This is a genomic window from Colwellia sp. E150_009, assembly GCF_053543955.1.
On record NZ_JBHFOM010000020.1, the window covers coordinates 24957 to 48409 of the forward strand.

Below are 23453 nucleotides of genomic sequence, written 5' to 3' on the forward strand. Positions count from 1 at the left end.
AAGTTCAGCATATTATGGATAAATACTTAATGACAAAACGAGCTATTTTTACTGCTTTTGTAGCCTTGCCGATGCTTTTATCTGGTTGTGTTACACAAAGTTACGAAAATGACAATACGCCTGTTGTACAAAATCAATCGAATAGAGATGATATGGCAGCCACACGTATTTCGTTAGGATTAGGTTATCTGAAAATGGGAAATATGTCCCAAGCTAAACAAAACTTAGAAAAAGCGAAAAACTTTGCACCCAATATGGTTCAAGTGTATACCGCATTTGCACACTATTATGAAACGGTAGGTGAAGACGAACAAACAATTGATTCTTATGAAAAGGCGCTTTCTATCAAAAGTGATGATGCAGACACCCTAAATAATTATGGGGTGTATTTATGTCGAAAAAATAAAGTCGAGGAAGCAGAAAAACAATTGTTAAAAGCAATTGCAGTACCCAGTTATGTTTTAGTGGCTAAAAGTTATGACAACCTAGCGTCTTGTTTTTTACAAATAGATGATTTTAGCAAGGCTGAAATATATTTGAATAAAGCTATTTTGCACAGCCCTAGTAGTGCTTCTACGTTATTGCAAATGGTGCAGTTACAATATGCCATGGGTGATTACCAGCAGGCTAAACTGTTTGAACAACGCTTTTCAAAAGTAACGCGTCGTTTTAGTCCTCAATCTTTAGCCTTGTCTTATAAAGTACATCATAAACTTGGGCAACGCAGTGTCGCAAAAAATTATGGTACCATGTTAGTAAAAATGTACCCTCAATCGTGGGAAGCTAAACAATACCTGCTTAATGAATTGGAATTAATAGAGGCAGACAATTTAGCTCAAAGATACCAAAATTCACAAGAGGCTAATTTACCGTCTAGCCCTAAAAAACGTACCGTGAAATTGTCACCAAAAAAAGAAAATAAAGTAGCCCCTAAAATTAAACGCCCTGCATCGGGTGTTGCATCAAAACAGAAAAGTAAGCAAGTAATGGCTGAGACTACTCAGTTAGACGCTGTTCAACAGAATCAGACTAAAGAAAAGCAAACAAGAGTAAAGCAACGGGTAAATGAAGTTAACCAACCAGCTTCTGAAGCAAGTAGTCAAAATACGGTTGTGGCTGCGAAAAAAACAATGGTGCTCCTTGATGTGTCTAAGCCAGAACAACCAGAGCAAATGTCAGATGAAAGCATGATTGCAGAGAAAAACGCAGAAGAAGCTATTAAAATAAAAGCGGTATCAGAACAACCGACTGAAGAATATGTTGAATCTAAAAATTTCCCTGACTTTCACGTAGTTAGTGCAGGTGATACTTTGTATAGCATTTCGGTGAAATATAATGTAAAAATAAATGCATTACGTCGATGGAACAAAATTGCTAAAAATAAAAATCTTCATATTAAAGATATAATTTTTTTAGAAAACCCTAAATTGGTAAATCAGTAAATGAATAATAAATCAATAATATCGTCTCGTGAAGATAAACAATCTGATGAGCTAAGTGAAGACATAGAGATAGTTGGCCCAGGCCAAATGTTGAGTGAAGCGAGAAAAAACCTATCGCTTACCACTGAGGATGTTGCCAAAAAATTAAAGTTTAAAACAAGCTTAGTGGAAAATATTGAACAAGACTTGTTTAATCAGAAATTACCCGCAACTTATAATCGTGGTTATTTATGCAGTTATGCAAAACTAGTTAATGTTGATGCTAAGGAAGTACTGAACGCTTATGACATGCTTGGTGTAGCAGAAGTTCAACGTAGCGAAATGCAAAGTTTCTCTAATTTAACAGAGAAACAAGCTGAACATAGCCGATTAATGTGGTTTAGCTATTTTATAGTCGCCATTTTGTGTGGTTTGATGGTACTGTGGTGGCAGCAAGAACCTAAACAATCTGTTGATGAAAAAATCTCAAGTGAACTCACAACTCCCGTATTATCTACACCTTCAGTAAGTGTAGAAAATGAAGAAAATAAGTCTGAAGAGTTATCTCCTGATAATAATTTACCAAGTACAGAAACAATAAAGGAACAGGCTGCGTCAGAACAAATAGAACCGTTAACAAGTCCGGAACAGGCAAGCCAAAACAATGGTAATTTAACAGCAGTTGAACCACTTGCAGAGATACTTGAAGAAGAAATTACCAATACGCTTTCTAACGAAGATGAACAACCTATTGCCAATGTTAGCACCGCAGTTTTTACTTTTTCAGGTGATTGTTGGGTTAATATTTTCGATGCTACAGGAGAACGCATTGCATGGGGAGTAAAAAAATCGGGTTATGTTATGACCATTAGCGGTGCGGCACCATTAAAAATCACGCTCGGGAAGCCTGAATTAGCAAGCATAGTATTTGATGGTGAACCTGTAGATATGTCTATGTTCAGTAAGGGAAATATTGCTAAGTTCACTTTACCGTTAAATTTATAAACTATTCATAAAGAAACCTGTAAGAAAAATTATGTTTAAAGAATCTCCAATTATTCGCCGAAAATCTCGCCAAATTATGGTGGGTAATGTGCCTGTTGGTGGCGATGCACCTATTACAGTGCAATCAATGACGAATACTGAAACGACTGATGTAGCAGCTACCGTCGCACAAATTAAATCGCTTGAAGCGGTTGGAGCAGATATTGTGCGTGTTAGTGTACCAACGATGGATGCTGCAGAAGCATTTAGAGAGATAAAAAAGCAAGTGAATGTGCCACTTGTAGCTGATATTCATTTTGATTATCGTATTGCGTTAAAAGTTGCCGAATACGGAGTGGATTGCTTGCGAATTAATCCAGGTAATATCGGACGAGAAGATCGCGTTCGTAGTGTAGTGGAATGCGCTCGAGATAAAAACATTCCAATACGCATTGGTGTTAATGGTGGCTCCTTAGAAAAGGATATACAAGAAAAATATACAGAGCCTACGCCTCAAGCTTTGCTTGAATCGGCGATGCGCCATGTGGATATTCTAGATAGGCTCAATTTTAATCAGTTTAAAGTCAGTGTAAAAGCTTCCGATGTTTTTCTTGCTGTAGAATCATATAAGTTATTAGCCAAGCAAATAGATAATCCACTACATCTTGGTATTACTGAGGCTGGTGGGTTGCGTTCGGGGTCAGTAAAATCTTCAGTTGGCTTAGGTTTATTATTAGCGCAAGGCATTGGTGATACCTTACGTATTTCCTTAGCGGCTGACCCCGTGGAAGAAATTAAGGTTGGCTTTGATATTTTAAAATCATTAAAACTGCGCAGTCGAGGCATTAATTTAATTGCTTGTCCTAGCTGTTCTCGTCAAGAGTTTGATGTGGTTGCCACCGTTAATGCGTTAGAACAACGTATTGAAGACATTATGACTCCTATGGATGTTTCTATTATTGGTTGTATAGTCAATGGGCCTGGTGAAGCGATGGTCTCTGACTTAGGTCTAACAGGTAGCAATAAAAAAAGTGGCTTTTATTTAGATGGTATTCGACAAAAAGAACGTTTCGATAATACCGATTTAGTTGACCAACTTGAACAACGAATTCGAGCAAAAGCACAAGCCATAGAAGTGCGTTTCGCACAAAGTAATAAAATTGATTTTAAATCAATCGATTAATTCTCTCGTTTGAGAATCAATTGATATTCGGTATAATGCGCGCAGCATAAAATCAATGAATTTTAATAGGGTCTGTTGATCTTTGCTGATTATTTTTGCAGCAGTTTATTAGCCTTTTATACAAGGCAGAGCTTATGTTGTGTAGTTGTTCTACTCTAATAAGCGATAACGAAGTAGAAATGGCTAATAAACGCTGTCCTACGGATTCGTTTAAATGCTTCTTGCTCATTGTTGCAAGGAATTTACATAGAACAACTATGCTACATTCCTTGCGCCGCGATCAAAAAGCATTTAATTCGAACAAAATTTAAACATGAAAGGTCAACAGACCCTAGAATAGAAACTAAAAAGAGAGATAGAAAACGTGGCTAAAAATAAAGCGCTACAAGCAATTCGTGGAATGAATGATTGCTTGCCAAGCGAAACGAATATCTGGCAAATGGTAGAATCAGTATTGCGACGTGTGGCGAGCAACTACGGTTTTGCAGAAATTCGTATGCCAATCGTAGAATCAACAGCATTATTTAAACGCTCTATTGGTGAAGTCACTGATATTGTTGAAAAAGAAATGTATACCTTTGATGATTTAAATGGTGACAGTTTAACATTACGTCCAGAAGGAACGGCAAGCTGTGTGCGTGCAGGTATTCAACACGGACTTTTATATAACCAAGAGCAGCGCCTTTGGTATATGGGGCCTATGTTTCGTCATGAAAGACCACAAAAAGGGCGCTATCGTCAATTTCACCAATTTGGCCTTGAGGCCTTTGGTATTGCGACACCTGACATTGATGCGGAAATTATTTTACTAACTTCTCGCTTATGGCGGGAACTTGGTATCAATGAATTTGTCACACTAGAGTTGAATTCATTAGGTAGTAACGATGAAAGAGCTAATTACAGAGAAGCATTAGTCAGTTTTTTAACTGAGCGTGAAGCTTTATTAGATGATGATTCTAAACGCCGAATGCATACTAATCCGTTACGGGTGTTAGACAGTAAAAACCCACAAGTGCAAGAAGTGTTAACAGGTGCGCCTAAATTGTCAGATTATTTTGGTGAAGAAACACAGCAACATTTTGATAGCTTGTGTGCACGTTTAGATGCTGCAGGCATTAACTATGTATTAAATGAACGATTAGTTCGTGGCTTAGATTATTATAATCGCACCGTGTTTGAGTGGGTTACGAGTAGTCTTGGTGCGCAAGGTACTATTTGTGCTGGCGGTCGTTACGATGGTTTAGTTGAACAACTTGGCGGTAAAGCAACCCCAGGTTTTGGTTTTGCTTTAGGTATTGAACGCTTGGTCTTGATGTTAAGCAATAGCCAAGCGGTTGCCAATGTTCGTTCACAAGTTGATGCGTATGTCGTTATTTTAGGTGATGACGCTCAAATTAAAGTGAATCAATTAGCAGAACAATGGCGCGATCAAGTACCTAATATTCGTTTACAATGCCATTGTGGTGGCGGCAACATGAAAAAACAATTAAAGCGTGCCGATAAGTCGGGCGCTCAAGTCGCGTTAATAATAGGTGATGATGAAATTGCTGAGCAAAGTGTTATGGTAAAATATTTGCGCGTACAACAAGAACAACAAAGTGTGGCATTTGAAAAAATGCCAAGTTTATTAAGTAATTTAATGTAAAAGTTTTTAGTCAAGGTGATGTAGTGGAAATTTATCAAACAGAAGAGCAGCAAGTAGAAGCAATTAAAGGCTATTGGGCCGAAAATGGCAATATGATCATTGCAGGTATTGCGCTGGGTTTTGCCGGTTTTATTGGTTTTAATGTCTATAAGGACAGTAAGCTTGAAGAGGAACTTGCGGTTTCAGATAGTTATCAAACATTAATAGAGGCAAGTGTTAATGATAAAGCCACATTTGCTCAAAATGCTGAAAAATTTATTAATGAAAATGCAGGCACAAGTTATGAATCTCTTACTGCACTAGCTTTAGCAAAAGAGTTTGCAACTGACAAAGATTGGAAAAATACACAAGCCCAGTTGACGGTAGCAATTAACAGTGCCCCAAGTGATGGTATTAAGGCTATTGCTAGCTTACGTTTAGCACGAGTACAAATTCAGCAAGAACAATATGAGCAAGCATTATCTACATTGGCTCAGCCCTTACCTGAATCTTTTCGTGCAGCGATTGAAGAAATAAAAGGTGATACCTATTTATTGCAAGGTAAAAAAGAATTGGCGCGTAATGCTTATCAAGCTGCTATTGATGCTGACGGTTTAGCCAGTAGTCCAAATTTACAAATGAAGTTAGATGATTTGGCTACAGCTGTTAATATAACTGCTGCTATTCCAGTTACTAAGTAACATAAGGTTGTTTAATGCTTTTTTCTAAAAAACAAATAGGCAGTGGTTTGCTTCGTCAATATGTTAAAGTATTTTCTGTACTTTTATTTTCGTTTTTTTTACATGCATGTTCTTCAACTGATGATGAAGATATCAGTGAATTACCCGCAGAACTGACAGAGCTTGAACCAAAATTTGAACCAGACGTTTTATGGGAAGAAAGTGTTGGCGATGGTATTGATGACTATTTTTCACGTTTAAAACCTATTGTTGCTTATAACAAAGTTTATAGCGCCAATCGTGCGGGTGATGTTATTGCTTTTGATTTAAAAACAGGAAAAACGCTTTGGGAAACAGATTTAAGCGATGTTAAAAATGAACGTAGTTTTTGGGATAGCCGTATTCCAGCTTTACTTTCTGGTGGCCCAGCTGCAGGGTTAAATAAAATATTTATAGGTAGTGAAAACGGCAAAATTTTTGCGTTAGACGCAGAAAATGGCAAATTATCTTGGCAAGCGAACATTAAAGGGGAAGTGATCAATACCCCTGCGATCGATTCTGGTATTGTTGTTGTCAATTCAGCTTCTGGTGTAATGAAAGCCATGGATGTTGATGACGGTAAAGAGTTATGGAAAATAGAGCAAGATGTACCAGCACTAACGTTACGGGGTATTAGTGCACCTGTATTAGCATCAGGTGGTGTGTTAGTAGGTACTGGCAAAGGTGGCGTGAACGTCTATTTATTAGATAGTGGTCAACAAGGTTGGTCAACTGAAGTGGGCGAGCCTACAGGCTCAACAGAGCTTGAACGTGTTATTGATGTAGATTCTGCTCCTGTCGTTTTTGGTGATAAAGTTTATGCTGTTTCATCGCGAGGAAATTTAGTTGCCATTGAGCTTAAAAGTGGCCGTATTCTGTGGAAACGTCAATATTCTTCCTACCGTCAAATTTCAATTTACCGTAATACTATATTCTTAACGAATGTGCGTGGTCATGTTTATGCCATTGATCGACTTAACGGCATTGAGCGTTGGAGTAACCTAGAGCTTGCTAATCGTGGTGTAACGGGCCCAGCTATTATTGATGGTTATGTGGTTGTAGGTGATTTTGAAGGTTATTTGCATTGGTTAGACCAAGAAACGGGCGAGATTGTTGCTCGTCACGAAGTTGATAGCAGCGGCATTCACGCTACGCCAACAGTGGTTGATAATATTATATATAGTCAATCACGTGATGGTGATTTGCAAGCAATTGCAACACCTAAAGTTTTAAAAGTGGAGCAATAAGCTCACCGCTAACTAGTTTTTATACTAGAATTATATACGGCTCCAATGCAATAGCATGTGGAGCCGTTACTTGTTTTTGTACTTTTGATTTTTGTACTGTTTAGCTTTACAAATTAATCCATCGTTTACTATAGAATTTTGAGGTTTTCATGCTTCCTGTTGTTGCCCTTGTTGGGCGTCCAAATGTTGGTAAATCAACACTATTTAATCGCTTAACGCGCTCTAGAAATGCCTTAGTTGCAGATTACCCAGGTTTAACTCGTGATCGTCAATATGGTAAGGCGGAAGTTGAAGAGCACCCCTTTATTGTTATTGATACGGGCGGAATACATGGTGATGAAGAAGGTATAGATGCATTGATGGCAGAACAGTCATTGATGGCTGTTGCAGAGGCCGATGCGGTACTTTTTTTAGTGGATGCGAGAGATGGCTTAACGTCGGCCGATTTTGGCATTGCTGATTATTTGCGAAAACAAGATAAAAAAATATTTTTAGTTGCCAATAAAGTCGACGGAATTGATGCTGACTCTGCCACGGCAGAGTTTTATGCTTTAAGCTTGGGAGAAGAAGTCCACCAAATCGCTGCTGCTCATGGTCGTGGTGTTACACAGCTACTAACATTAGCCTTAACACCGCACATTGAAGCGTTAGGTCAACCTAAAACTGAAGGTGATAATGCAGGCTCCCTTAATGATGAGTTTGATGGCTACACTAATGATGAACTTGATATTGAGCTATCAGAGGCGGAGTTAGCAAAGCAAGTAGCAGAAGCACCTAAAGAAAATGATACGATAAAACTTGCCATTATTGGTAAACCAAATGTAGGTAAGTCAACACTTACTAATCGTATATTGGGTGAAGAACGTGTTGTGGTATTTGATGCTCCAGGAACTACTCGCGATAGTGTTTATATTCCGATGGAGCACGATGGCCGTTCTTATACCTTAATTGATACTGCAGGTATTCGTCGCCGTAAAAATGTTACGGATGTTGTAGAAAAATTCTCTGTGATTAAAACTTTGCGTGCTATTGAAGACTCCAATGTATGTTTATTGATTATTGACGCTCGTGAAGGCATTACGGATCAAGATTTAAGCTTATTAGGTTTTATTCTTGAATCGGGTCGATCGCTAGTGTTAGCGGTTAATAAATGGGATGGGTTGGATGATCATGTTAAAGACCGTATAAAAACAGAATTAGACCGACGTTTAGGTTTTATTGATTTTGCTAAAATCCATTTTATATCAGCATTGCATGGTACAGGCGTAGGCCATTTATATGAGTCGGTTGAAGAAGCCTTTATTAGTGCAACTAAGCGAATTTCTACTGCGATGGTGACTAAAATATTAGATATGGCGGTATTTGATCACCAACCACCTATGCATCAAGGGCGTCGTATTAAGCTGAAATATGCACATGCTGGCGGCTATAATCCCCCTATTATTGTAATACATGGCAATTTAGCGAAAAAATTACCTAGTTCATATAAACGTTATTTAATGAATTATTACCGTAAATCATTGAAGATAATGGGTACGCCGATTCGCATAGAATTTAGAGAAACATCTAACCCATTTGCGGGCAAGAAAAAGCTTACTTTTACCGAGCAAAAGAAAATGGCGAGAGCAACGCAAGGTTATAATAAAGATAATAAATAACCTTATTACGAGTGTTGAGTAAAAGACGACTTGCAGATGAGTTTTTGAAGTCTTATTCTTCTTTCACGACTCAGTGCTTTTCTTGCTACTCGTAGTTGATCCATCATTGAAAATGATTGCTTTTACCCCCTCATTTGGCTAGTGTTATTTGATATACCTTAAGGGAAGTACACCTATGCCTGTAAAACCAACGGATATTGATACGGTTACACGCTTAGACCGTAATTTAGCATTATTGCATGCAGGTTCATTGGTCACTATTGATATTGCAACGCCTGCAGGGCAACGTGGTAAATTTAGAACCACATTTATAGGCTATCTTCCTAAGAAATATATATTAATTCAATTTCCTGATTCTGGTAAGCTAGGTAAGTTTTCTCAGCATTTAGTTCAAGGTACTACGATTACCGTTCGTGGATTGATTGAAGGGCATGAAGGAGCTGTTGTTGCTTTTGTTAGTACTATTAAGCAAACGTTACAAATGCCATCGCGTATTTTGGTATTAGATTTCCCTCGTACTGTTGGTTTACAAAACTTGCGAGCATCCATCCGCATAGAAACCGATATTAATGCGAAAGTAAAAGTAGATGAGAACTATTGGCAAACAACGATAACTAATCTTTCAATTAATGGTTGTCAGTTGAATATTGTTAATGGTGAGAAATTGGTGCTGTCTGAAAAAAAATCTCTTGAAATTGTGGTGGAAGATGAACAAGGCGGTGATAATTTAAAATTAATTGGCTCGGTTTGTAATTTAAAACAGCAAAATGATGGCTTGTCTTTTGGTGTAATGTTTGATGCAGAAAGCAACGAGCAAGTAAGTCAATTGCTGTTAAGCACCATTACAGCAAAAGAATAGTATGATTTACTAGATAACCGTTGCTTTGAATGAACCGTCAGCAACTTGAACACTTATTTCGTTGTTAGTTGCTACTTGGCTGCACGAATTTATCACTTTATTATCGGCGTCACGAATAACTCCATACCCCCTAGCAATAGTAGCTAATGGACTTACCAAATTTAATTGTTCTATTAAATGTACAAATAAATCACTTTTATGCAGTAAACTATTTTGTTTAGCATTAATTAATCTTTGTGTTAATTGTTGTATATGAATTTGTTGCATACTGATCTTTTTACTGGGAGATACGCGTAATAATCGTTGTTGAAGTTGCTCTGATTGATATTGCGCTTGTGTTATGGTTCGCGCAATTGCTTGTTTCAAGCGCTGGTTGAGCTCATCAGATTTTTGCTGATGACTACGTAATTGTTGCTCAGGATGAACTTGCGCTAACCTATGCTGAAAATAGCTAAGTTGCTGATTTAAATTTGTATTTTTTCTATTTATAGCGTTATTCAAACGTTGAGAAAGCAGAATGACTTTTTGCAGTAGTTCATCTCGGTCACTTGACACTAGTTCAGCTGCTGCTGAAGGGGTTGCTGCGCGTAAGTCGGCAACATAATCGCTTAATGTTGTATCAACTTCATGGCCAACGGCACTGATCACAGGAATGACAGAATCATAAATAGCATGTACAACACACTCTTCATTGAATGACCAAAGATCTTCCAACGAGCCACCACCTCGGCCTACAATGAGTACATCGCACTCGTTGCGGCTATTCGCTAAGGCAATGGCATGGCATATATCGTTACTAGCGTATTCCCCCTGTACTAAAGCAGGGTAAATGATTACGCGTATAGTAGGATTTCGGCGATTCATAACCGTTAAAATGTCTTTCACTGCCGCGCCAGTTGGAGAGGTAACTACTCCAACCGTTTGAATATGCGATGGTATAGTTTTTTTATGAGCAGGAGAAAATATCCCAAGTGCGTTAAGTTTATTTTTTAATTTTTCGTATTGTTGGCGCAATAACCCTTCGCCTGCGTCATCCATTTGCTCAATAATAAGTTGAAAATCACCTCTAGGTTCATACAAAGAAACTTTGGCTCGAACTAACACTTGTTGCCCATTTCGTGGAGAAATAAGTGTTTTTTGATTGTTACCTTTAAACATTGCGCAGCGTACTTGTGACTTGTTATCTTTTAATGACAAATACCAATGCCCAGAGCTTGCGGCAACAAAATTTGATATTTCACCTGTTAACCACACAGTATTTAGTTGACTTTCTAAAATTAAACGAACTTTTCGAGTGAGTTCACTTACTTGAAGAATATGTTGTGTCGTCATAAAGAGCTTTAATGAATAAGTAAAAAAGGATTTGAGAGACAGTATATCGCGATGATAAATATTTAGGGCATTTTTTTGCACTCGTGACTGAAATTATTAGTGCTTTAAACTAAATTTATGTTTACCTAACTAAAGAAAACGGTTAAAATTCTGCCGCAATATTCGATACCAACTTTTAAGTTTTTGGTATCCACTTTCTCCTCAACTCTGGTGATATTGCGATGTTACGAATTGCCCAAGAAGCATTAACTTTTGATGATGTTTTACTAGTGCCTGCTCATTCGAAGGTACTGCCCCATACTGCTAACTTACAAACCCGTTTAACCCGAAAGATTAATTTAAATGTGCCGCTTGTTTCTGCGTCTATGGATACAGTAACAGAAGCACGTTTAGCTATAACATTAGCGCAGGAAGGTGGATTAGGATTTATTCATAAAAATATGACTATATCTGAGCAAGCATTCAATGTTAAGCAAGTTAAAAAGTATGAAAGCGGTATTGTATCGAATCCTAAAACGGTAAAAGCATCTGACACAATTGAAACTATTATGCACAGAGCTGACAAGCTAGGTTTTTCAGGCTTTCCTGTTGTTGATGATAATAATAATTTAGTTGGTATTATTACCGGGCGAGATTTACGTTTTGAAACTGACTTAACAAAACCTGCCTCAGTGTTGATGACTACAAAAGAAAACCTTATCACGGTAAAGTCAGGCGCAGCTCGTGAAGAAATTTTAGGATTAATGCATGAAAATCGTATTGAGAAAATATTGGTAGTAGACGATGCATTTAAACTGGTTGGTTTAATTACAGCGAAAGATTATCAAAAAGCAGAAAGTAAACCTAATGCGTGCAAAGATGAACTTGGCCGTTTGCGTGTTGGTGCTGCGGTAGGCGTTGGTGCAGGTACAGACGAACGTATAGATGCCTTAGTCGCGGCTGGTGTTGATGTGTTATTAATTGATACCTCACATGGTCACTCTCAAGGGGTATTAGATCGTGTAAAAGAAACCCGAGATAAGTACCCTGATTTACAAATAGTTGCGGGCAATGTTGCCACTGGTGCTGGCGCAAAAGCCTTAGCAGATGCAGGTGTTGATGCTGTTAAAGTAGGTATTGGCCCTGGTTCAATTTGTACAACACGTATTGTTACAGGTGTCGGTGTACCGCAATTAACGGCTATTTCAAATGCAGTAGAGGCATTAAAAGGTACTGACATTCCAGTGATTGCAGATGGTGGTATTCGTTTCTCAGGTGATATTGCTAAAGCCCTAGTTGCTGGCGCGCACTGTGTCATGGTGGGTAGCATGTTGGCTGGTACAGAAGAATCGCCAGGTGAAGTTGAGCTCTATCAGGGTCGTTACTATAAATCTTATCGTGGAATGGGCTCTTTAGGAGCTATGAGCCAAAAAGAAGGCTCAAGCGATCGTTATTTCCAAAAAAATGATGATGAAGCTGATAAACTCGTCCCTGAAGGTATTGAAGGCCGTGTGGCATATAAAGGGCCTGTTGCAGCTATTATCCATCAACAAATGGGTGGTTTACGTTCATCTATGGGGTTAACGGGGAGCGAAAACATTGAAGTGATGCGTACTAAGCCTGAATTTATGAAAATAACCTCAGCAGGTATGGGTGAGTCGCATGTACATGATGTGACCATCACCAAAGAAGCACCAAATTATAGAATGGGTTAGTCGAATATTTCATTTCTGTGCTATTTAGCGTAATAGCTGCATCAGAAGTACTCATTGACTAGCGTCAACTCCATGCTTCTTCTTTGCTCTAACGCTAACTAGCTTTGAACTAAAACATTCTTAATTGCTTATCAATAAATCGAAAGATTCGAACACCCTGAATTAGTTTTAATATCAGGGTGTTGTTATTTATAACTATACCTTTAAATGAACCTTTTTAGGTAACTAAGTAGGAAAACCAACATGAGTAAAGACATTCATGATCACCGCATACTGATTTTAGATTTTGGCTCACAATATACGCAGCTTATTGCGCGTCGTGTACGTGAAATTGGCGTTTATTGTGAACTTTGGTCATGGGATGTTACCGAAGCACAAATTGAAGCGTTTAACCCTACTGGAATTATTCTTGCGGGTGGTCCTGAATCCGTAACAGAAGCAAATTCTCCTCGTGCGCCTGAGTATGTGTTTACCGCCAATGTACCTGTGTTAGGTATTTGTTATGGTATGCAAACGATGGCTGAACAGCTTGGTGGTAGTGTACAAAGTAGCGACCATAAAGAATTTGGTTATGCAGCAGTTGAAGTTGTTGCTAAGTCAGCCTTGTTTAATGCTATTGAAGACAAAGTCAGCACTAATGGCAATGCGTTGCTAGATGTATGGATGAGTCACGGTGATAAAGTTTCTGCTATTCCTGATGGTTTTGTAACTTTAGCTAAAACCGACAGTTGTGCATTTGCTGCTATGGCAAATGAAGACAAGCAATTCTATGGTGTTCAATTTCATCCTGAAGTCACCCATACCAAACAAGGTATGCGTATATTGGAACATTTTGTTGTAGATATCTGTCAGTGTGAAAAATTGTGGACATCGGCTTCAATTATTGAAGATGCTATTGCTAAGATGAAAGAGCAGGTGGGTGATGACGAAGTTATTTTAGGTCTTTCAGGTGGGGTTGATTCATCAGTTGTTGCCATGCTTTTACATCGTGCTATTGGCAAGCAACTCACCTGTGTTTTTGTTGATAACGGCTTACTTAGGCTAAATGAAGGCCAACAAGTCATGGATATGTTTGGCGATCATTTTGGCTTAAACATTATTAAGATTGATGCAGAGGATAGATTCTTAGATCGTCTGGCTGGTGAAAGTGATCCTGAGAAAAAACGTAAAATAATTGGCAATGTCTTTATTGATGTTTTTGAAGAGGAATCAAACAAACTTGAGAATGCAAAGTGGCTTGCGCAAGGTACTATCTATCCTGACGTGATTGAATCGGCAGCTTCTGCAACAGGTAAAGCGCACGTTATTAAATCGCATCATAACGTAGGTGGTTTACCTGATTACATGAAACTAGGTTTAGTTGAACCATTACGCGAATTATTTAAAGATGAAGTACGCAAAATTGGCTTAGAGCTAGGTTTACCTTATGACATGCTATATCGCCACCCGTTCCCAGGACCAGGTTTAGGTGTTCGTATTTTAGGTGAAGTTAAAAAAGAATACGCTGATTTATTACGCCGTGCCGATGCAATCTTTATAGAAGAATTACATAAGCATGATTTATACAGCAAAGTAAGCCAAGCATTTACCGTATTTTTACCTGTACGCTCAGTTGGTGTAATGGGCGATGCGCGTAAATATGATTGGGTAGTTAGCTTACGCTGTGTTGAAACTATTGATTTTATGACCGCACGTTGGTCACATTTACCCTATGATTTCTTAGGGCTAGTATCTAATAGAATTATCAATGAAATCGATGGTATTTCTCGCGTGGTTTATGACATATCAGGCAAGCCACCTGCCACTATTGAATGGGAATAAAATAGCACTCTTTTGTTGTAACTCATTTCAGCTTAGCATGTAGTTATTGGTTATTTGCCAATTTGGTGCATTCTTCTTAGTTAAATGCAGTGTTTGCAAATAGAGCTATTTTACCTTTTATTAGTTAGCTACCCCAATGTTGCAAAACCTTGGGGTTTTTATTGGCTTTTATAAGGAAGATAAAATTTTGCCCAATCCGCCTATTCAATATACCATTAACACTATGGTTAGCTATCTCCATATTAACTAACAAAGATCACCGAGGAAGTTTATGTTTAATTTTACCCAAAAAATATGTATTGCTATGAGTATTATTGCCTTGGCATCGTGCTCTAGTGCCTATTATTCTGCTATGGAAAAGGTAGGTATTCACAAACGCGATATTATGGTTGACCGTGTTGTTGAGGCAAAGGAGTCTCAGCAAGAAGCACAAGAACAGTTTAAATCGGCATTAGAACAAATGACCGCTTTAATTAATTTTGACGGCGGTGAACTTGAAGAACAATACAATGTTATTCAAGAACAATATGAAGATTCTAAAAAAGCAGCGGAGCTTGTTAGCTCGCGTATTGAAAAAATAGAAGATGTTTCAGAGGCATTATTTGACGAATGGCAAGAAGAAATAGAGCAAATTTCTAGTGCGAACCTTAGAAGACAAAGTGCAAGCAAATTCAAAGAAACACAGCGTCGTTATCGTTCATTAATTAATTCGATGCATAAAGCCGAAAGTAAAATGGCGCCTGTACTGTCTGCACTAAAAGATAATAGCCTTTTCTTAAAACATAACCTGAATGCAAAAGCGGTTGGATCATTGCAAGGTGAGATGGTTTCAATCAAAAAAGACGTTGCCGTGTTAATTAAAGACATGAATGCGGCCATAGAACAATCCCAAAAATTTATTGATATGTTGGAGAAATAATTAGTGTCAATTGAAAGGTTAGAAACCAAACAGCGCATGAGTCGTATTGTTAAGCATAACGGTACTATTTATTTGTGTGGTCAAGTCGCCGCAGACGCTACTAAAGATATTACCGAGCAAACACAAACTATGTTAGCTAAGGTGGATGAGTTATTACTTCAAGCTGGTAGTGACAGAGAGCACATTTTATCTGCCACTATTTATGTTAAGGATATGAGCTATTTTGATGAAATGAATGCCGTATGGGATGCATGGGTGCCTGAAGGCTATGCACCTGCACGTGCTTGTGTTGCCGCTAAAATGGCTCGCGAGGCATTATTAGTTGAAATTTCAGTGGTTGCGGCTGAAAAAACATCTAGATTAATTGGTGGGGCTTAATTAGAGTAACCACCTGCTTTTATAGTAATAAAATCACAAAGTCATCTCCAGGCGACGGTTATGGTTTACTGGGCTTTATTTTTCAATTCTGACCTCTACCATCTAAAAAACTAAACATTATCTTTGATTTAATCAATTTTAAAAAAAACATTAAACCTCTTAAGCTTTGTGTGAATTTATTTATAAATAATTACATAAAAGAGAGGAATAAATAATGTTTACAAAAACACTCCCTATCGCAGCTGCAATTTCAGTGGCGTTATTTACTTTAACTATGCCGGCAACGGCATCAGCAGAAAGCAATATTAAAACAAATCAATTTTGGTGGCCTGAGCAACTAAGCTTAAGTCCTTTGCGTCAGCATAGCATTGAATCTAACCCTTATGGTGAGCAATACAATTATGCAAAGGAATTCGCAAGTCTTGATATAAATCAGCTAAAAAAAGATATTCAAACAACACTGACAGACTCTAAAACATGGTGGCCTGCCGATTGGGGTCATTATGGCCCTTTGATGATCAGAATGGCTTGGCACAGTGCGGGTGTTTATCGTGTTCATGATGGCCGTGGTGGTGCATCCGGAGGACAACAACGCTTTGATCCACTTAATAGTTGGCCAGACAATGCCAATTTAGATAAAGCGAGACGCTTATTGTGGCCTGTTAAGCAGAAATATGGTCGTAAAATATCTTGGGCTGATTTAATGGTACTTTCTGGCAATGTTGCCTTAGAATCAATGGGCTTTAAAACGTTTGGCTTTGCCGGTGGTAGAAGCGATGATTGGGAACCTGATTTAGTGTATTGGGGTCCTGAAACCAATATGCTTACCGATGAGCGTAGAGATAAAAAGGGTAAATTAAAAGGCCCTCTTGCTGCCGTAGAAATGGGCTTAATTTATGTTAACCCTGAAGGTCCTCACGGTAAACCAGACCCACTATTGGCTGCTGATGATATTAGAATGTCATTTGGGCGCATGGCCATGAATGATGAAGAAATTGTTGCGCTAATTGCAGGTGGTCACACCTTAGGTAAAGCTCATGGAGCAAAAAAACCAAATGAGTGTGTAGGTGCAGAGCCAGCGGCAACTGAGGTTGAAGCACAAGGCTTAGGGTGGAAAAATAAATGTGGTACAGGTGTTGGTGCAGACACTACAACCAGTGGCTTAGAAGGCGCATGGACAGTAACACCTACGCAATGGTCATCAAACTACCTTGATAATTTAATGAACTTTAATTGGATGCTTACTAAAAGTCCAGCCGGAGCAAAACAGTGGATACCAGACAATAAAGCGGCTGAAAATTTAGTACCCGATGCGCATATACCTAATAAGCGTCATGCACCTATAATGTTTACAACCGACATTGCATTAAAAGAAGATCCTAGTTTTAGGAAAATAGTTGAACGCTTTAGAGCTGATCCAACGGAGTTTGATAAAGCCTTTGGTAAAGCTTGGTTTAAATTAACTCACCGCGACATGGGGCCTCGTGCTAGATATGTTGGTAGTGAAGTACCAAGTGAAGTGTTGTCATGGCAAGATCCTATACCAACGGTTAACTACAAAACTATTACTAGCAAGGATATTAAAACACTGAAGGAACAAATTCTTGATTCAGGTTTAACTAATTCTGAACTAGTAAGAACTGCTTGGGCAGCTGCTGCAAGTCATCGTGTTACGGATATGCGTGGCGGAGCCAATGGTGCTCGTATTCGACTTGAGCCGCAAAATAGCTGGGAGGTTAATAACCCGAAAGCGTTAAATAAGGTGTTAGCTAAATTAGGTACAATTCAAGAGAAGTTCAATAAAAAGTCTTCTAAAAAACAGGTATCACTAGCTGATTTAATTGTATTAGGTGGTGCAGCCGCAATTGAAAATGCAGCTAAAAAAGCAGGTAAAACCATTGAGGTGCCGTTTATTCCAGGTCGTGCAGATGCTAGTCAAGCACAAACCAATGTTCAGTCATTTAACTACCTGAAACCTAAGGCTGACGGATTCCGTAATTATTATTCGGATGAAAGCTATATGTCACCTGCTGAGATGTTAATAGATAAAGCAAATACACTGGGATTAAATGTACCTGAAATGACCGTACTTATTGGTGGTATGCGTTCACTAAATGCCAATTTTGATGGTTCTTCCTATGGTGTATTCACGCAAAAACCAGGTGTATTAACCAATGACTTCTTTGTTAATTTATTAGATATGTCTACGGTGTGGACAAAAGATGCTGCGACTCCAGGAATTTATCAAGGTCATGACCGTGCGTCAGGTAAGTTAAAATGGCAGGCAACACCTGTAGATCTTATCTTTGGCTCTAGCTCTGAATTACGAGCTATTGCAGAAGTATATGCATCGGATGATGCCGATAAAAAGTTTGTTAACGACTTTGTTAAGGCGTGGGTTAAAGTGATGCAGTTAGATCGTTTTGATTTAAATTAAGCAGAACTAAGCAGAATTTTGCTTCACTATATTCACTAGCACCTCATTAATGGGGTGCTAGCTTATTTATTACTTGATAACCTAACCATAATGACTAAATTATATTTTATTGCGATTACGTTATTGTTATTTGTTAATGGGCTTTGCCAAGCCAATGCGCAACAATCACTGCATGAAACTGCACTCAGTTATTTTTCTCCTTTACCTAAGTCGCTTCTCAAGCATGAAATTGACACACCTGAAAGAATAAAACTGGGTCAACGTCTGTATTTTGAAGTTGCTTTATCAATTAATCAGACTCAATCATGCAATAGTTGCCATAATATTATTAATGGTGCACCTGGTGTTGACCATTTATCCCAGTCAGTGGGTGCTTTAGGCAATAAAGGTACACGCAATGCGCCTTCTACCTGGAATACAGCCCTGCATGTAGCACAATTTTGGGATGGCCGAGCAAAAACACTGGAAGAGCAAGCAAGCTTTCCTATTTTTAATCCAAATGAAATGGCGATGACCTCAGAAGATGAAGTAATTATTCGCCTGAAAAGTATCGGTTATTTAAGCGACTTTCAACATGCTTTTCCTATGCAGGCCTCACCAATAAATATCGACAATATTTCAAATGCACTGGCCTCTTTCCAGCGTACGTTGCTTAGTGATGATCGTTTTGATAAATATTTGCAAGGCGATCTTAATGCTATTAATAATGAAGAAAAAATGGGTTTAATTACTTTTATATCAAAGGGGTGTGTAGCTTGTCATAATGGCTCTGCATTAGGGGGGCAGCTTTTTATGAAGATGGGAATAGTTCACCCATACCCTAATAAAATTGACAAGGGACGTGCTCAAGCTACAGGTAATATTGCGGATAGTTATTTTTTTAAAGTGCCTTCATTACGCAATGTATTAAACACAGCACCTTATTTTCACGATGGTGCTGCAACAACCATTGATCAAGCAATTGAAGATACTGGGTGGCATCAATTGGGAATAAGATTAACTCTCAGTGAAATCAAGGCAATAAAAATGTTTTTTAATACATTGAATAATGAACTTAATATTGAGTGATGAGCGGTTTACTTTGAAAATTTTATTTTTGAAAGGTTCATTTTGGAATAGTTAAGATATAATAACATGTACTAATGGGAATAATGTCATAGGAATAAAATATGAACGGAATTAAAGCAAATCCTTCTCAATCACTTAACGCGATTTTTGGATTTGACCAGTTCAGGGATGGACAACAACAAACCATTAAACAATTACTTGCGGGACATTCAACTTTATCAATTTTCCCTACAGGCTCTGGTAAATCACTATGCTATCAATTAACAGCTTTACATTTACCGCACTTAACTTTGGTTGTCTCACCGTTACTCGCCTTGATCAAAGATCAATTAGCTTTTTTGGCAAGCAAAGGAATTGCGGCAGCGAGTATTGATTCCACTTTAAAGGGAAATGAAGTACAAGAAGTGATGACTGCTGTACGACATGGTGAAATTAAAATATTGATGGTGTCGGTAGAGCGTTTTAAAAATGAGCGCTTCAGGCAATTTATTCAATCTGTGCCTGTTTCTATGTTAGTGGTTGATGAGGCACATTGTATTTCAGAATGGGGTCATAATTTTAGACCAGATTATTTGAAACTTCCTAATTACCGTAATGAGTTGAATATTCCATTAACTTTACTATTAACGGCAACGGCGACGAAAAAAGTAAAATTGGATATGGCAGAAAAATTTGCCATTAATCATCACCACATAGTGCAAACGGGGTTTTATCGACAAAACCTAGATTTAACCGTATTGCCTGTGAGTAGCGCCAATAAAAATACTTGTTTAGTTGAGCAAATAAAACAGCAAACGGGGGGCGGCATTGTTTATGTCACTCTACAGCACAGTGCTGAGCAAGTAGCAACTTACTTGCAACAAGCAGGTATTAACGCTTGTGCTTATCATGCGGGTTTGAACAGTGATATGCGTAGTCAAATTCAAACTGATTTTATGATGGGTAATATACAGGTTATTGTTGCGACTATTGCTTTTGGTATGGGTATTGATAAAAGTGATATTCGTTTTGTGTTCCATTACGATTTACCTAAATCGATTGAAAATTATTCTCAAGAAATAGGTCGAGCAGGGCGCGATGGCAACCTTTCTCACTGTATTACGTTAGCGAATTTAGATGGCTTAAATACAGTAGAAAACTTTGTTTATGGTGATACACCAGAATTGAGCGGCATAGAATATGTAATTGATACTATAAAAGCAGAAACCCAAACAACTCATATAAACCAACATGAAAACAAGTGGGAATTACAGTTAATATCATTATCTAACGCCAGTAACATTAAACAACTTCCGTTAAAAACTTTGTTGGTACAATTAGAGTTAATGGGCGTTATTGAACCCATGTACGCTTATTTTGCCGACTTTAAAATCAAACTTTTACAACCGATAGAGCAAATATTTGCTGGCTTTAATGAGCAAAGAAAAGCATTTTTATCCACTATTTTTAAAGCCACGGCATTTAAGAAAGTATGGGGAAGTTTAAATTTTGAAACCTTGTTGCAGGACAAGTCAGTTGAACGAAACCGAGTCATAGCAGCATTGGAGTACCTGCACGAACAGCAAATGATTGTGTTAGAAACATCAGGGATGACGGAAGTATTTAAGGTGAATACCCATGAATTAAACAATCCTGTGTTAGCCAGAAACTTAACGGACTATTTTCTTGATAAAGAAGAAAAAGAAATTAAACGCATTGCTACCTTAGTGCGATTTTTTCAACTTGATGGGTGTTTAAGTTATAACTTAAGCCGTTATTTTGATGATATAAATGCGCCAATTCAATGTGGGCATTGTAGTGTTTGTCGTGGCAATATTGCACAACTTCAATATTCACAACAAGTACCTTGGCCCAGTGATGATATGCTCATTGCCAATGCTGGGGTATTGTCTCGCCATCTTGAAGGGAAAACGCAAACGCCATTAACGCTTGAAAGTTATTGTAGGTTTTTTGCTGGTTTGACTATGCCATTATTTGGGCGTAATAAAGTTAGGCAGTTAACCGGGTTTGCTTCTTGCGAACAACAACGTTATCAAGCGATTCGTGATAAGCTATTGCAACTCGGTTTTAGTTAATACTGACTGATTGGGTTGTCCTAGTTTAACATGAACTATTCATTTTATCTTACTGCATGAGTACTACAGTAAATGTTTTCATCTATAAAAAATTCAGTACCAATGAGTGTTTGGTATATGCTCATCTCTGCCCTAGGTTTTTCCTTGATGGCCGCTTGTGTAAAAGAGGTTAGTGGTTTAGGTATTCCTGTGTTAGAGATTGTTGCTGCCAGAGCTATTGTTTCTGCTATCATGAGTTATGCTGATATTAAACGTAAAAAGATTCCCATATGGGGAAATAATAAAAAGCTGTTAATTGCCCGTGGCACGGTTGGCTCATTTGCGTTGATGTTTGTTTACTATGCTGTAACTACGTTACCATTGGCAGAAGCTACTTTTTTACAATATTTACACCCTGTATTTACAGCAATTTTGGCAATATTCTTTTTGAAAGAAACAATTCAGCGCTCAACCATTGCGTGCATTGTGATTAGTTTACTTGGTTTATTTATTATTATTCAACCTAATTTAGAGCACTCACAATTAACTCAGTCTAAGTTAGTAATAGAAAATACCGTTCAGTATCCATGGTTAAGCATTGGTGCTGGTATTTTGGGCGCATTTGGTAGTGCAGTTGCTTATGTAATAATTAAAAAACTGACTAAAACTGATGATAGTTCGGTCATTATATTTTACTTTCCTATCGTTGCTTTTCCTGTTTCAATGCTGATGCTAGGTACTGACTTTGTTGTACCAAGTATAGCTGCATCTATTTTATTAATTCTTGTTGGTATTTTTACCCAAGTAGGGCAGGTAGGGCTAACTAAAGCACTGCATTGTGCTGACGCCAATAAAGCGACAGCATATTCTTATGTGCAAGTGGTATTTGCAGTGATTATTGGTTGGGTATATTTTAGTGAAGTGCCAATACTCACGACTATTATCGGTGGGACTTTTATTATGGCTGGTGCTTTAATCAACGTTTTTTGGAAGCGCTAGTTTATATTTACACTGAATAATTTTAAATGTTTATTATTCGAGGTTTGTTGTAAATATAATGAGATTTCTTTATGTGCTTGTTTGAATGTTTTATATAAATGAGATTTTAGTACCTTTTTGATTGGCTTCATATCACTGTTTTTCAAAACGCAAAACAAGGCGAGTGCGTATACGGTTTCTAACTCAGGTAAGGCCGCTTGGCGATTAAGGCTTCGGTTGTTACATGAGCCACATCCCCCTTTAAATTGATAGGCAGTGTTAGCAAAAATAACACCAAATCCCATAAAGCAGGCTACCAAGTCTATGGTTTGTGCTAAAACTTCTTTTCCCCCAGGTGAGCTGATATTAGATGAGATTGCTGCATGTTGATTCACCAATATTCCAGCTTGATGTTGCACTAAATAGGCAATTAAATCTTGAGGTTGGTTTAGTTGGCTCGAATGAAAAACAATGTCAATTGCTGGGACAGCTCCTTCATTGTTTATTTCATAGTTACTATGGTAATTAATTTTACATTTGTCACCTCGAAGGCTTGATTCAAAAGATAACAGTGGTAATGATTTTGGGATAAAACTTTCAGAAGGTACGAGTCTGAGTGGCCAAGCTGTCATGCCCGTGTATTTAGTCGTATTTGAAAAAATTGTATTTGCCATTTCTTCTACACTGGTTGAAGTACCAGGATAAAAGTTATTGTTGGGCAATATTAACTGGCTATGTTGTTTAAAAAAAGCTCCGTCAAGCTGCTCAATACACCACAAAAAAGTGTCAAAGATCCATTCACGACTTGTGTCATCAATAAGTGGTTTTGTTTTGAAAAAAGTTGATAGCACTAACGAGGCGCCTTTTAAGTGGTAGATAAGTTGATATTGTAATACTTTAGCCCTAACTTATCTTACTTTTCTTTGTTATGAGCAATATTTACAATTGCGACCATTATTGTTGCTATTGTAAAAGTTGTTATATTTTTCTGTTATGTGTAATACTGACTTAAAACAAAGAGGAGGGAGTGTGGATAAAATAATGTGTCATTTTTATTGCGTAATAATAGTACAAACT

18 protein-coding genes are annotated in these 23453 nt (G+C 37.9%); 16 read left to right on the forward strand and 2 right to left on the reverse strand.

Features of this window, described 5'->3' with window-relative positions; translation table 11 throughout:
- Window positions 1-29 precede the first annotated feature (29 nt).
- From pilW to ACE1OF_RS10590, 8 genes are all read left to right on the forward strand, one after another.
- Entirely contained in the window at window positions 30-1442 is a 1413-nt protein-coding gene (gene pilW / locus ACE1OF_RS10555) for a type IV pilus biogenesis/stability protein PilW (RefSeq protein WP_448894347.1), read from the forward strand.
- The gene (locus ACE1OF_RS10560) at window positions 1443-2426 is read left to right on the forward strand and encodes a RodZ domain-containing protein (protein ID WP_448894348.1); all 984 of its coding nucleotides are present in this window, start codon (window positions 1443-1445) and stop codon (window positions 2424-2426) included.
- A 31-nt stretch (window positions 2427-2457) separates the two neighbouring features.
- A complete protein-coding gene (ispG, locus tag ACE1OF_RS10565) occupies window positions 2458-3588 on the forward strand; it encodes a flavodoxin-dependent (E)-4-hydroxy-3-methylbut-2-enyl-diphosphate synthase (protein ID WP_448894350.1) in 1131 nt (376 codons plus the stop codon).
- Between the two features lie 364 nt (window positions 3589-3952).
- Window positions 3953-5233, forward strand: coding sequence for a histidine--tRNA ligase (hisS, locus tag ACE1OF_RS10570; RefSeq protein WP_448894352.1), 1281 nt, complete (start codon window positions 3953-3955; stop codon window positions 5231-5233).
- 23 nt (window positions 5234-5256) lie between these two features.
- Window positions 5257-5913, forward strand: a complete 657-nt coding sequence (locus tag ACE1OF_RS10575; RefSeq protein WP_448894354.1) for a YfgM family protein — start codon at window positions 5257-5259, stop codon at window positions 5911-5913.
- A gap of 14 nt (window positions 5914-5927) precedes the next feature.
- On the forward strand, window positions 5928-7178 hold the full coding sequence (gene bamB / locus ACE1OF_RS10580) for an outer membrane protein assembly factor BamB (RefSeq protein ID WP_448894356.1): 1251 nt from the start codon (window positions 5928-5930) through the stop codon (window positions 7176-7178).
- Between the two features lie 149 nt (window positions 7179-7327).
- Window positions 7328-8836 (forward strand): ribosome biogenesis GTPase Der, encoded by a 1509-nt coding sequence (gene der, locus ACE1OF_RS10585; protein WP_448894358.1) that lies wholly within the window; start codon window positions 7328-7330, stop codon window positions 8834-8836.
- Between the two features lie 175 nt (window positions 8837-9011).
- The gene (locus ACE1OF_RS10590) at window positions 9012-9695 is read left to right on the forward strand and encodes a flagellar brake domain-containing protein (RefSeq protein WP_448894360.1); all 684 of its coding nucleotides are present in this window, start codon (window positions 9012-9014) and stop codon (window positions 9693-9695) included.
- 9 nt (window positions 9696-9704) lie between these two features.
- On the opposite strand, the gene xseA is transcribed toward ACE1OF_RS10590, so the two are convergent.
- Window positions 9705-11027: an exodeoxyribonuclease VII large subunit gene (xseA, locus tag ACE1OF_RS10595; RefSeq protein WP_448894362.1), complete on the reverse strand. Its 1323-nt coding sequence runs from the start codon at window positions 11025-11027 to the stop codon at window positions 9705-9707.
- A 221-nt stretch (window positions 11028-11248) separates the two neighbouring features.
- Between xseA and guaB the strand changes: the two genes are divergently transcribed.
- From guaB to ACE1OF_RS10635, 8 genes are all read left to right on the forward strand, one after another.
- On the forward strand, window positions 11249-12721 hold the full coding sequence (gene guaB / locus ACE1OF_RS10600) for an IMP dehydrogenase (protein WP_448894364.1): 1473 nt from the start codon (window positions 11249-11251) through the stop codon (window positions 12719-12721).
- A gap of 243 nt (window positions 12722-12964) precedes the next feature.
- Window positions 12965-14542 carry a glutamine-hydrolyzing GMP synthase gene (gene guaA, locus ACE1OF_RS10605; RefSeq protein WP_448894366.1) on the forward strand — a complete coding sequence of 526 codons (1578 nt, stop codon included), beginning with the start codon at window positions 12965-12967 and terminating at the stop codon, window positions 14540-14542.
- A gap of 271 nt (window positions 14543-14813) precedes the next feature.
- The gene (locus tag ACE1OF_RS10610) at window positions 14814-15461 is read left to right on the forward strand and encodes a DUF2959 domain-containing protein (protein WP_448894368.1); all 648 of its coding nucleotides are present in this window, start codon (window positions 14814-14816) and stop codon (window positions 15459-15461) included.
- Window positions 15462-15464: 3 nt separating this feature from the next.
- Window positions 15465-15839: a RidA family protein gene (locus ACE1OF_RS10615; protein WP_448894370.1), complete on the forward strand. Its 375-nt coding sequence runs from the start codon at window positions 15465-15467 to the stop codon at window positions 15837-15839.
- A gap of 214 nt (window positions 15840-16053) precedes the next feature.
- Window positions 16054-18276, forward strand: a complete 2223-nt coding sequence (katG, locus tag ACE1OF_RS10620) for a catalase/peroxidase HPI (protein ID WP_448894372.1) — start codon at window positions 16054-16056, stop codon at window positions 18274-18276.
- A gap of 90 nt (window positions 18277-18366) precedes the next feature.
- A complete protein-coding gene (locus ACE1OF_RS10625) occupies window positions 18367-19344 on the forward strand; it encodes a cytochrome-c peroxidase (protein WP_448894374.1) in 978 nt (325 codons plus the stop codon).
- A 101-nt stretch (window positions 19345-19445) separates the two neighbouring features.
- A complete protein-coding gene (locus tag ACE1OF_RS10630; protein ID WP_448894376.1) occupies window positions 19446-21419 on the forward strand; it encodes a RecQ family ATP-dependent DNA helicase in 1974 nt (657 codons plus the stop codon).
- 72 nt (window positions 21420-21491) lie between these two features.
- Entirely contained in the window at window positions 21492-22397 is a 906-nt protein-coding gene (locus ACE1OF_RS10635; RefSeq protein ID WP_448894378.1) for a DMT family transporter, read from the forward strand.
- Here ACE1OF_RS10635 and ACE1OF_RS10640 read toward each other — a convergent pair.
- The gene (locus tag ACE1OF_RS10640) at window positions 22394-23227 is read right to left on the reverse strand and encodes a hypothetical protein (RefSeq protein ID WP_448894380.1); all 834 of its coding nucleotides are present in this window, start codon (window positions 23225-23227) and stop codon (window positions 22394-22396) included. The genes ACE1OF_RS10635 and ACE1OF_RS10640 overlap by 4 nt on opposite strands.
- Window positions 23228-23453 lie beyond the last annotated feature (226 nt).